The sequence below is a fragment of the Nonomuraea sp. K271 genome, from assembly GCF_009908215.1.
Classification (GTDB): domain Bacteria; phylum Actinomycetota; class Actinomycetes; order Streptosporangiales; family Streptosporangiaceae; genus Nonomuraea; species Nonomuraea longispora.
In genome coordinates this window covers 16,473-28,433 of record NZ_JAAAHR010000127.1, presented here as the reverse complement: position 1 = coordinate 28,433, position 11,961 = coordinate 16,473, and the positions used below count along the sequence as shown (strand labels likewise).

At 73.1% G+C, this 11,961-nt stretch carries 6 protein-coding genes; all 6 read right to left on the bottom strand.

What is annotated here, in order from left to right; genetic code table 11:
• The coding region (locus GUY59_RS33325) for a condensation domain-containing protein (protein ID WP_236667746.1) at window positions 1–1,360 on the bottom strand (1,360 nt) is incomplete at its 3' end.
• Window positions 1,353–4,577, bottom strand: a complete 3,225-nt coding sequence (locus tag GUY59_RS33320) for a type I polyketide synthase (protein WP_138204789.1) — start codon at window positions 4,575–4,577, stop codon at window positions 1,353–1,355. The genes GUY59_RS33325 and GUY59_RS33320, both read right to left, overlap by 8 nt.
• Window positions 4,570–8,559, bottom strand: a complete 3,990-nt coding sequence (locus GUY59_RS33315; RefSeq protein ID WP_138204791.1) for a type I polyketide synthase — start codon at window positions 8,557–8,559, stop codon at window positions 4,570–4,572. Before GUY59_RS33315 ends, GUY59_RS33320 begins: the two co-directional genes overlap by 8 nt.
• A complete protein-coding gene (locus tag GUY59_RS33310; protein WP_138204793.1) occupies window positions 8,559–10,034 on the bottom strand; it encodes an SDR family NAD(P)-dependent oxidoreductase in 1,476 nt (491 codons plus the stop codon). Before GUY59_RS33310 ends, GUY59_RS33315 begins: the two co-directional genes overlap by 1 nt.
• Window positions 10,024–11,727, bottom strand: coding sequence for an HAD-IIIC family phosphatase (locus GUY59_RS33305; RefSeq protein ID WP_138204795.1), 1,704 nt, complete (start codon window positions 11,725–11,727; stop codon window positions 10,024–10,026). The genes GUY59_RS33310 and GUY59_RS33305 overlap by 11 nt, the downstream gene beginning before the upstream one ends.
• The gene (locus GUY59_RS33300) at window positions 11,724–11,948 is read right to left on the bottom strand and encodes an acyl carrier protein (RefSeq protein ID WP_138204797.1); all 225 of its coding nucleotides are present in this window, start codon (window positions 11,946–11,948) and stop codon (window positions 11,724–11,726) included. The genes GUY59_RS33305 and GUY59_RS33300 overlap by 4 nt, the downstream gene beginning before the upstream one ends.
• Between the last annotated feature and the right edge of the window lie 13 nt (window positions 11,949–11,961).

Here is an 11,961-nt window from a genome sequence, read left to right as displayed (position 1 = left end):
GTGGGGACGCCGGAGGAGGTCCCTCGGCGTGGACGGACGACCGCGCCGTGGCGAGGTGGGCGAGGCGCCGTCCCGGTTCCCGGCACCCTTCGCCGAGCACCGCCAGGAACTGCTCGGTCACGGCCGCCACGGTGACGGGATCGAACAGGTCGCTGTCGTATTGCACCGAGCCGTGCGGGTGCCCGCCGTGCCAATCGAGCGTCAGGTAGAGGTCCGCTTTGGACGTCTCGTTGTCCAGCTCCACGTAACGTGCTCGCGCCGCGCCGAAAACGGCGCTTCGGGGCAGGAAGTCCTGGGTCACCATCAGGCACTGGAAGAGGGGGTGGCGGCTGGGGTCGCGCCCGGCGCCCAGCTCCTCGACCAGCAGCTCGAAGGGGACGTCCTGATGCTCGAGCGTGGACAGGACGGATCGGCGGGTGCGCAGGACCGCCTCGGCGAATGTCGGTGCGCCGGTCAGGTCCACGCGGGTCGCGAGGAGGTTGCCGCAGTAGCCGATGAGCTCTTCGAAGTCGGGGTGCGGGCGGTTCGCCACGGGTGTGCCGATCACGAGATCGAAGACGCCCGAGTACCGCGCGAGCGTCCCGGCGAAGGCTGTGAGGGCGAGCATGTGCGGAGTGGCGCCAAGCGCGGAGGCAGTGTGCCGCGCACCCCGCGCGACCTCGGTGGGAAGCGCGAAGCGGTGCAGCCGGCCGCGGAAGCCCTGCACCGGCGGGCGCGGACGGTCGGTCGGCAACTCCAGTTCTCGTGGCGCGCCGTCCAGGTAGCGCCGCCAGAAGGCGAGCTGTCCGGCCAGTTCGGTGCCGACGAGGGCGCGCTGCCAGGTGGCGAAGTCTCGGTACTGGGCGGGCGCGGACGGCTGCGGCTCCGGCGTGCCCGAGTGGTGGGCGGTGTAGTGCCTGGCCAGCTCGGCGACAAGCAGGCCGGTGGACCACCCGTCGCTGACGATGTGATGGGCGACGATGACGAGCAGGTGCCTGTCGTCGGCGACCCGCACGGCCAGGACGCGCAGCAGCGGCGGGGCGTCGAGCCGGAAAGGGCGGCGGGCGTACTCCGTGGCGTGCCGCAGCGCGAGGGCGTCCAGGTCGCCGGAGGAGCCGCGCAGGTCGAGCACGTCCGGTTCGGTCGGGACGGGCGGCTGGACGACCTGCGCGGGCTCCCCACCGCCGTCGGATTCGATCACCGTCCGCAGTGATTCGTGTCGCCGGACCGTCTCTTGGAGGGCGTACCCGAGCCCGCGGACGTCGAAGGGGCCCTCGAGCCAGACGCCGAGCGGCACGTTAAAGGTCGGCGCTTGCGGCCGCAGCCGTTCCATGAGCCACAACCGATGCTGGGGATAGGACAGCGGCACGCGCTCAGTCATCGACGCCTCCCCGCTGATCCTGGACGGAGGCCAGGGACGCGATGGCCTCGACCAGTCCGCTGACCTCGTCGTCCCCTTCCGGGGGCAGCGCCGCGCGGACCACGGCCGCCAGTTCGCGCACCGTGGGCGCGTCGAACAGGCTGGTGATCGGAAGCCTGATCTCGAAGCGACGCCGGACACGATTGATCAGCCGGATGGCAAGCAGCGATTCCCCGCCGAGCTCGAAGAAGTCGTCGTCGAGGCCCACGCGGTCCGCACCGAGCACGTCCTGCCACGTGCGCACCAGGAACGCCGTGACCTCGTCGAACCCGTCGTACGCGGTGGTGGTCACGGCCGCCGGCGGGGCGGGCACGGGATCGGCGTGCTGCCGGTCGCCAGAACCGCCGAGCCCGTCGGGCCAGTGGCGGGCGGGATCGAACGGATACGTGGGAAGCGGGAACCGGCCTCCGGAGCGGCCGGCCCTATGGGAGGTCCAGTCGACGTCCACGCCGTGGACCCAGAGGGTCGCCAGGACGTTCAGCAGCTGGCGCCGGTCGTCCTCCGGCCCTACGCGGCGGCGGGCGTGCGGCAGGCAGGCCACGGTCGTGACGTCCGGATGGTTGCGGCGGGTTTGCGCGGAAAGTACGTGACCGGGGCCGGTCTCCACCACGAGCGCCTTGTCCGGGCCGGAGGTGACCATGGCGGTCAGGGCGTCGGCGAACCGTACCGGGGCGCGCAGTTGACGTCCCCAGTACACCGGATCTGTGATCTCGTCGACGCCGATCGCGTCTCCGGTGACGGTGGAGAAGATCGGGATCGCCGGTGGTGACAGAGACACCTCCGACATGACCTTCGTGAACTCTTCCGCGGCCTGGCCGGTCAGCGGCGAGTGGAACGCCCGGTTCGTGGTCAGCCGCACACCGGAGACATCGATGGCGGCCAGGCGGTCGAGCAGGTCGTCGATCTCGTCAGGTGGGCCGGAGACGACCACGTCACGCGGCCCGTTGACCGCGGCGACGGCGCAGTCGCGCAGACCGTCCAGCCACGGCCGGATGTCGTCTTCGGAGATCGGCACGGCCGCCATCCGGCCCTCGGGGGTCTCTCGCAGCAGTTCACCGCGGCGGGCGACCACGCGAAGGGCGTCGGGCAGGGACATCACGCTCGCCAGGCACGCGGCGACGAACTCACCGACGCTGTGCCCGAGCAGCCCCCGAGGGTTCACGCCCCAGTGCCGCCACAGGCGGGCCAAGGCGTAGCCGAGCGTGAACAGGGCAGGCTGAGCCACGGAGGTGTCGGCCAGTCGGGCGGCATCGGCCCCGAACATCGCCTCACGCAGATCGAAGCCGAGGTGGGGCAGCAGTTCGTCGGCGCATTCGTCAACGTGGCGGCGGAAGACCGGCTCCGAGCGGTAGAGGCCCGCTCCGGCGCCAGGATACTGGGCGCCCTGACCGGGGAAGACCAGCAGGGTCCTGGCGGGCGCGGCGACACCCTCCACCCAGCCTGCGGGATGGGCCAGGTCGCCGGTCGTGGCCGCCACCTTGGCCGCCCGGTGGCCGAGCCGGGCGCGGCCCAACTGCGTGGTCGTCGCGATGCCGTCCAGCGGCACCGCTCCCCCGCTCCTCTCGGCGAACGCTTCGACGCGGGTCCTCAGCTCGGCCTGCACGGCGGGCGATGCCGCGGACAACGGCACCACCTCAGGTCCCGCCCCCTCGGCGGGGGCGCTCGCTCCGCCTGGTCCTGGCGAGAGCAGGTGCCCGGCGCTTCCCACCCGAGCGGCCGCACCCGTGCGTACCGTGCCGTTCGGTCCGCCGCCCGGCTGCGCCACGCCATGTGATGCGGCGTCTGCCGGCAGGCCGCCGCCGACAGGCGGCAAGGCGGTGCGGGATGGGGGGCGAACCGGGGCGGAGCGGAGCACCCCGGTCCCCGGGGGAGCCTGCTCGATCACGACGTGGGCATTGGTGCCGCCGATTCCGAATGAGCTGACCCCGGCCCGGCGCGGCCGGTCCGGGTGGGACCGCCACGGGCGGGGGCGGCCGGAGACGGACAGCCCGGACGCCTCCCAGTCGATGGCCGGGTTCGGCCGCTCCAGGTGCAGGTTCGGCGGAATGAGCCCGTGCTCCACCACCAGGACCGCCTTGATGAGTCCCAGCACGCCGGAGGCCGCGTCAAGGTGGCCGATGTTCGGTTTCAGCGTGCCGAGCTCCAGGGCGACGGTCCGGCCGGGCCCGCCGAAGACCTCTCGCAGGGCAGTGAGCTCGATCGCGTCGCCGAGTTCGGTCCCTGTTCCGTGGGTCTCCAGGTATCCGATCGACGCGGCCGGCAGCCCCGCGGCGGCCAGCGCCTCGGTCAGCACCTCGGCCTGGCCTGCGACGCTGGGCGCGGTGAAACCGGCCCCGCCTCCGGCGTCGTTGTTGACCGCGCTGCCCCGGATGACCGCTCGCACGGTGTCGTCGGCGCGGATCGCCTCGCTCAGCCGCTTCAGCGTCACCATTCCCACCCCGTTGCCGGCCACGGTCCCCCCGGCCGCCGCGTCGAATGCGCGGCACCGGCCGTCCGCCGAGCGCACTCCGCCGGGCTCGAATCGGTAACCCGTGCGATCCAGCAGCGTGATGCCCGCGCCACCGGCGAGCGCGAGGTCACACTCGTAGGTCAGCAGGCTGCGGACGGCCAGATGCACGCCCACCAGGGACGACGAGCACGCGGTCTGCACCGTCAGCGCCGGTCCCCGCAGCCGCAGCCGGTACGCCAGCTGTGATATCGCGTAGTCCTTCTCCGCGCCCTGCGCGAGCTGCGTCATGCCGAGCGCCTCGACGAGGTCGCGATCGCCCAGCAGCCGGAACAGCCAGTCGTTGGAGGAGACCCCGCCGAACACCCCCACTCGGTTCTCCCCGTCGGAGGTGAGGTATCCGGCGTCCTCCAACGCGGTCCATGCCGTCTCCAGCAACAGCCGGAACTGCGGATCCATGGCGGCCGCCTGGCGAGGCGGGATGGTGAACAGCCCGGCGTCGAAGTGGTCGATCCCGTCGACCCACCCGCACCTGGGCACGTAGTCCGGGTCCTCTGCCAGCTCGTGCGGCACGCCCGCGGCGAGCAGTTCCTCCCGTGGCACCGTGGTCACGGACTCGACCCCGATAACGACGTTCCGCCACAGCTCGGCCGGGTCGTGCGCGCCGGGCACACGGCAGGCCAGCCCGATCACCGCGACAGCCTCGGCCGCGTCCAGTGCCTCGTCATCCATGTCCGTCTCCTTCGCTGATCTCGTGTGCCCCCAGCTCGCCCAAGACCTTCAGCAGTTCCTCCTCCGGCAGGACCGCACGCAGCGCCGTACGGATCACCGCCGCCTGCCCAGCCACCGTCGGCCGCTCGAACAGGGACCTGAGCGGTATCTCGACGCCCAGCACGTCCCTGACCCTGGCGGCATATCGCGTGCCGGTGAGGGAGTCGCCGTGGAGGACGAAGAAGTCGTCGTCCGGCCTGGTGGGTTCCACGCCCAGGAGTTCCTCCCAGATCAGTGCGACGACCTGGTGCAGGCCGGTCAGCTCGGGTGCAGAGGGCGCACCGGGGCGTTCAACGCCATGCCGGGCGTCGCGCCGGCCGTCGGTGGGGGTGGCGACCGGCGACGTGGCTGCGGGACCGCCGTCGCCGGGAAGATGACGGATCGGGAAGTGGGTGCGGCGGAAGGGGTGGCCGGGCAGCGACAGCAGCGGCGGCCGACGCCCGCCGGACAACCGGGCCAGGTCCACCGGCGCCCCGGCGCTCCACAACCGGCCGACGGCGATCCGCAGGTGGCGAACCGGGTCGGCGCGGTCCGGGCCGGACTGCAGCAGCGGGTGGGACGACTGCTGCCGCACCGCGCCTGTCAGGCCGGCCCGGGGGCCGCACTCAAGCCACACGGCGTCGGGCAGGTCGCGCAGGAGCACGGCGACGCCCGCCGCGAAGCGAACCGGCCGCCGCAGTTGCTCTGCCCAGTAGGCGGGACCGTCCTGCCGGCCCGGCTCGAACCAGTCGCCGGTGACGGTGGACACAACGGGAAGGCCGGGCGCGCCCAGTTGGCGAGAGGCGACGGCGGCGGCGAACGCGGGCAGCACCGGCTCCGTCATCCGTGAATGGAAGGCGTGGCTGGTCGGCAGCCGCCGGGTGACCAGGCCCTGCACGGCGAGGGCATCGGCGGCAAGCGAGATGTCCGCCTCCCGGCCCGCCACGACGCAGCGGGCCGGCGCGTTCTCGGCCGCGAGGTCCAGCCTCCGCCACAGGTCGGCGGGCAGCCGGGCGGCTAGTTCCCGCGGGCCGCAGGTCACGGCCAGCATCGCGCCCGGGGGCAGTCGCGCCATCAGGCGTCCCCGCTCGGCCACCAGGGTCAGCGCTTCGGTCAGCGTGAACACCCCGCTCAATGTGGCGGCGACGTACTCGCCCACGCTGTGCCCGATGGCCGCCGCCGGCGTGATGCCCCAGGACCGCCACAGCGCGGCCAGCGCGTACTCAAGCGCGAAGAGCGCAGGCTGGATGACCTCTGCCGGGCACGGCTCCGACGCCGCGCCCAGCAGCCAGGGTGACACGTCCACGCTCGCCTGCGAGATGAGGATGTCGAGGCAGGCGTCGAGTTGCTCGCCGAAGAGCGGCTCGGCCCGGCGCAGCGGCCCGGCAATGCCGCCGAGGGCGACCCCCTGGCCGGGGAACATCATGATGATCGGCCGATCCTCGGCGGCGATGCCCTGGCCCCAGTCCCTGTCGGGCGCGGAGCCGAGGCCGGCGGTGGAGTCGCAGGTCAGCGCGGCGCGATGGGTGAAGTGTCGCCGTCCGAGGCGCGTCGTGGCAGCCACGGACGGCAAGGGCGCGCCCGGGTGATCTCGTGCCCACCCGCGCAGCCTGTCTTTGGCCCGCTCCAGCCCCTCCGCGTCCGGGGCCGACACCAGGACGAGGTCCGGGGCGTCCGGTCCGGCGGGCGGCGCCGGAGCCGACGGCGCCTCCTCGATGATCACGTGCGCGTTGGTGCCGCCGATGCCGAAGGAACTGACCCCGGCCCGGCGCGGCCGTTCAGGACCTCCGGTCCAGACTCGGGGAGTGGTCGCGAGCTCCAGCACGCCGGCCGCAAAGTCGAACGCCGCCATGGGGCGGCTCACGTTCAAGGTGGCCGGCACCTGACCGTGCTGGACCATCAGGACCGCTTTGATCAGCCCGACCACGCCGGACGCCGTGTCGAGATGCCCCAGGACGGACTTGACCGAACCGACCAGCACCGGGTCCGGTGAGGTACGCGCGGTGAACGCCTGCTGCAACGCGGTCAGCTCGATGGGGTCGCCCATCGGGGTCCCGGTGCCGTGCGCCTCGACGTAGCCGATGTCGTCGGGGGTGAGGCCGGCGTCGGCGAGGGCATCGGCGATGGCCCGTTCCTGTCCTGACACGCTGGGCGCGGTGAAGCCGACTTTGTCGGCGCCGTCGTTGTTGACGGCCGAGCCACGGATCACCGCTCGTATGGGGTCGCCGTCGCGGACCGCGTCCGCCAGGCGCCGCAGGACCACGAGCGCCGCCCCGTTTCCCGGCACCGTCCCCGCGGCGTCGTCGGAGAAGGCGCGGCAGTGGCCGTCCGGCGCGAAGATGCCTCCCGGCTCATAGCGGTAGCCCTCCTCATCCAGCGTGGTGAGCGACACTCCGCCGGCCAGCGCCGTATCGCATTCGCCGGACAGCAGGGCGCGTACCGCCTGATGCACCGCGACGAGCGAGGACGAGCACGCGGTCTGCACGGTGACAGCCGGCCCGCGCAGGCCGAGCCGGAAGGCGATCCGTCCGGCCAGATAGTCCTTGGCGTTGCCGAGCAAGAGTTGCGCGTGCCCGACCGTCTCCCGCAGCTCCCGGTCGGCGTTCAACCGGCTGAGGTGGTCGTTCGTCCCGGATCCGGCGAACACCCCGATGCGGTCGCCGACCCGCTCAGGGATGCAGGCCGCGTCCTCCAGGGCGTGCCAGGCGCATTCCAGCAGCAGCCGCTGCTGGGGATCGGTGATCTCGGCCTCACGCGGCGTGGTGTGGAAGAACTCGTGGTCGAAGCGGTCGATCCCCTCGACGAAGCCGAGCCTGGGCACGAGGTCCACCGCGCCGGGGGCGACCGGGACGGTACGCACGGCCTCGCGGCCGGACGTGAGCAGGTCCCAGAACTTCGCCGCGTCGTCGGCGCCAGGTATCCGACAGGAGACGCCGACCACGGCGATGAGTTCATCGCCGTGGGGCACGCCCCCGGCGCCGCCGGTGTCCTCGGCGCCGGCCGTTGCCGTGCCGGCTGGGACAGACGTCAGACCACACAGGTACGCGGCCTGCGCCCGAACGGTCGGATGCCGGAACAGCTCCACCAGCGGAATGTTCCTGTCGAACTCCTCCCGCAACCGCCCGCAGACCCGCATCAGGCTCAGCGAGTGCCCACCGGCCCCGAAGAACGGCTCATCCCAGCCCACTCCGGGCAGCCCCAGAACCTCCGACCAGATCGCCGCCACCCGCTCGGCCGCCCCTGCCACCCGGTGATCCCCTGGCATTCGTTCGGGCGGTGCCGGCGGCACGAGCACCTCTCTGGCGCCACTGGCCCGGCCGGTACGGACGGCACGGGCGATCTCCGCCCCCGTGGCCGCCTCCGCGCCGCACCACAAGACCGTCGCCTCGTCCCGCCGCGGATCGAACGGCAGCGCGAGCGCCGCATCCACCACCGCCGGGCCGGAGCCGTTCTCCCGTTCGCCCGCGGGGGCCGACGTCAGGTCGGGGACGTCGCCGACGTCCCAGGAGAGCGGAGCGGCACGGCGGGCGTCGAAGCCGGGCCTCGCCTGGGCAAGGAACTCCTGGATGAGGTGGTTGCGGCGAGTCGGACGATACCGCAGGCTCAGCCGGGCCAGCCCGCGCCGCCCGGCTTCGGCGGCCAGTCGGCCCAGTACGCGGGCCTCCACCTGCTTGCCCAGCACCCGGCAGTTCAGCGCGAGGGCGATCACGTCCAAGACGTCGTCATGCCAGCTCGCGACGCATGCCCCCGTCAGGCCGTAGTCCCCGAACCGATCAGCGACCGCGATCGACCATGCCACCCGGTCGCCCCCGTCCTCCGGCCACATCTCGGCCCAGGAGGCTCCGTTCAGGTTGAACTCGGCCGATCGCTCGAACAGGTCCGCCAGGGCGCGCCGGGACGATACGGGCGTCTCCGTCCACGTGACCCGGACGTCGAGGGCGGCGTAGTAGTCCGCGAGCCGCATCAACGTCTGCCCGCCGGTGTGACCGGGCCGGTGATGTCCACCAGCAGGCGGGCCGCGAACGCCTCGGGCGCGAGCGCTTGACCGGGCCGTGTCAGCGGATCGACGAGGTCGGTCGCCAGCGCGGGCGCCCGTACCGTACGGAAGGAGACCTGGGGGTGGGCACGGGCGAGCACTCCGCACACCGACTCCAGGGCGCTCTTGGCCGCGCCGTAGTGCGGCCACGCCACGGGCAGCGCGTCCAGCGCGGCCGAGGAGAGCAGCAACACCGTGCCACGGCGGCGGGCCAGCAGCGGCAGCAGGGCGACCACGGGGGTCAGTGCCAGTCTCAGGCTGACGGCGGTGTAGTCCACGAAGGGCTCGACCGTGGCCGCTTCCAGTCGCATCGGCCGCAGCGGCGGGACGGCGCAGCACACCAGCGTGTCGAGACCGTCGTGCCGGGCCGCCAGGTCGGCGGCCAGCCGGGCGCACCAGTCCGGATCGGCGGCGTCGCCGCGGGCGAGGGTGAGGGCGGCACCCAACTCGCCAGCCTGTCTGGCCAGTGCCTCTGCCCGGTCCTGGCTGACCTGGTATGTAGCGGTGACGTGGGCGCCGAGGCGGGCGAGGCCGAGCGCGAGGGCTGCGCCGAGCCCTCGGCTGCCGCCCACGACGACGGCGGCGCCGTCCAGCCGGGGCAGCCCGGCGACGGCCTCGGCGATCGCGGTGGTGTCGGGCTCGGCCGCCGGTTCCCTGACGAACGCGCCGATCCTGGCCCGCGCGACCGTCCCGAGCCGCGCGTCGATCTCCACGAGCCGGAACCGCTCATCGCGCCGTTCCACCCGCGCCTGGTAGGCGAAGCCGTCCGCACTGGCGGGGCGGTCTGGGTCGAGGTCGAGCCGGAGCCTGGCCAGCAGCGCCTGCCGGCCCGGCAGCTCCATCCCGGTCAGGTAGCTGCCCCACAACACCGCCTCGACCGCCGCGCGGTCGAGCGCACCGCCTGCCAGCCGGAGTCGTGCCGCCAGCGCGGCAAGCGCGGCCGGATCGGCCCGGTATGTCCCGATCGCGGAGCGGCCGACGTCCAGATCGGCCAGAGCCAGCGCGCGCGGCGTCCGGCGGACCTCACCGTCAACCAGCGTTCGTGGCATGGTGACGGCGGGCGCGGCCACCAAGGTGGCGCCGGCGGTGAGCGCGGTCCCGTACAAGCCCGTCAGCCGGACCCGCGCCCCGTCGTCCGTTTCCGCGACGTCCACTTCGTAAACCTTGTCCCGCAGGACCGGGCCGGTGAAGGTGATCTCCAAACGGCTCACGGCCATACCGGGCCGGGCAGGCACCAGGGCGAGCGCGCCGAGCGCGGCCAGCGCGCCATGCACGACGGGTTCGCCGTACGGGGTCGCGCGGGCGTACTGTGGTGACAGGTGCAGCGGGTTGCGGTCGTGGCCGGCCCGCGCGAACAGCTCAACCAGCTCCGCGGGGAAACGGAGCGTACGGTCACCGCCCATCGTCGTCCACCAGGCTCAGATGCGTCGGCATGCCGGTCGGGGCCAGCACGAACCGCTCGCCCGGCCCTGGGCTGCCACGGTCGCGGAACAGCAGACGCGCCGGCTCGTTGCGGTCGTGCTCCTCCAGCACCGCGCTCACCCGGGACCGGCCCGTCAGAGCGGCCACGGCCTGCGCCCGCGCCAGCATCGCGTGCTCGATCCCGCGACCGAGCGCGCGGCAGCTCAGCACGAACAGGTCGAGTTCGGCGGTGTCGGCCGCGGTGAGCGAAAGCACCAGCGCGCCCACGGTGCCGTAGTCGCCGAACCGATCGGCGGCGTCGAAGACCAGGGCGCGATGCTCGTCGCTCGCGCAGATCGCCGCTACGTCGCGTTCGGACAGGCGGCGGTGATTGAGGTTCATCTGGTTCGTCTTCATGGCGAGTTGCGCCAGCCGCCGGACATCCGACGGCAGGGCCGTCCTGGACCGGACGCGGACGTCCAGAGTGGCCAGCCACTGCTGCTCGTCGGCGGCCTGACCGCGATCGCGCCGCCGGGCCTCGACGACGCGGGCCGGACGCAGGCGGTCGTCCTCGGTGGGCGGCGGCCGGTCCAGGGCGGCCACGTCGACGGCGGCGCGCCAGTGCACCGGATCCTCCGGCATGCGCACAGTCGCGACCTCGGGCAGCACCGCCCCCATCTGCGCGATCTCGGCCGGGTTGTCGTCCACGAAGACGACCGCGTCGAGTCCCACACCCAATTCGGCGGTGATCTCGGCGACCGAATCCGGCTTGGACTCCCAGCCGACCCTGGCCGCCGACAGATGTTCCCGGCGCAGCCGCATATCGCTCCTGGCGAGCGCCGCCCACACGTCCGCCTCCGTGTTCTTGCTGCACAGCGCCAGCAGGACACCGGCTTCGCGCAGCTCCAGCAGGTACGACTGGAAGTCCAGGAACGCCTCGCCGGGGCCTGGGCCCACGTCGACGCCGTCCGCGCCCACCTCGCCGACGGCGCCGCCCCACAGCGTGCCGTCCGCATCCAGCACGATCACCTTCCTGGCGGGCTGCCTGGCCAGGCGGGCCGTCCTGGCGATGGCGGCGGCGGCGACCGAGAGCAACCGGGCCGAGTACGGAATCCGCGCGATCTTCTCCAGGCGCGCGTCGTAGGCCGCCCGGCCCCCCACGGCGCGCACGAAGTCGTCCGCGTCGCAGACCAGCGTGCCGGGGATCTCCGCCAGTTTGGCGCGGGCGGCCTCTCTGGCCGCCGTCGCCCGCGCGCTGACGCCGTGCGGGTCGGAAGCGTCGCCCGCGCCCAAGGGCTGGACCTCGGGGATCGCGGGCAGCACGAACAGGACCTGGGCGCCGAGGCGCGTTCCCGCCTGGAGCGCCGCCTCGACCACGTCCAGGAGCGGGCCGGACCAGCCGTCGCCCCCGGGTACCGGGGCGTGCCGCCCAGCCGGGGACAGCTCCTCCAGCCGGGGCCAGACCAGCAGGATGTCCGGTGCCGAACGGCTGGTCATGCTGTCCCTCGCCACGCACTCCCGCACGATCTGGTTGTACGGCCCCACCGTGAACGCGGCGGGCACGCCGAGCTCGGCCAGGGCCACGCCCAGGTGCGGGACGAAGGTGTCCACGGTGAAGGCGGCCAGCACCGTCACCCGCACGGCGTCCCGGTCGGCCGCCTGCAGTTCCCGCCAACGGGCCGTCACCGAGGTCATGCCGTGACGCCCTTGTCGCGCAGCGCTCCGCGCAGCGAGCCGACCGTGGCGATCGACTGGATCTCGTACGAGGTGAACCTGACGCCATAAACTGACTCGACGGCGGTGATGAGCTCGATGTGGGCCAGGCTCGTCCACGAGGCCAGGTTGTCCGGCCCCGTGTCGTCGGTGATGTCGGTCGCCGGAACGTCGAGGTGATCGGCGAGGAGTTCAGCGAGCATGAATGAGGTGACT

What these genes read in the sequence shown, in the direction of transcription:
- GUY59_RS33320 (WP_138204789.1), bottom strand. Translation starts at nt 4,577, where the DNA reads ATGGATGACGAGGCACTGGACGCGGCCGAGGCTGTCGCGGTGATCGGG.
- GUY59_RS33300 (WP_138204797.1), bottom strand. Translation starts at nt 11,948, where the DNA reads ATGCTCGCTGAACTCCTCGCCGATCACCTCGACGTTCCGGCGACCGAC.
- GUY59_RS33305 (WP_138204795.1), bottom strand. Translation starts at nt 11,727, where the DNA reads ATGACCTCGGTGACGGCCCGTTGGCGGGAACTGCAGGCGGCCGACCGG.
- GUY59_RS33315 (WP_138204791.1), bottom strand. Translation starts at nt 8,559, where the DNA reads ATGCGGCTCGCGGACTACTACGCCGCCCTCGACGTCCGGGTCACGTGG.
- GUY59_RS33310 (WP_138204793.1), bottom strand. Translation starts at nt 10,034, where the DNA reads ATGGGCGGTGACCGTACGCTCCGTTTCCCCGCGGAGCTGGTTGAGCTG.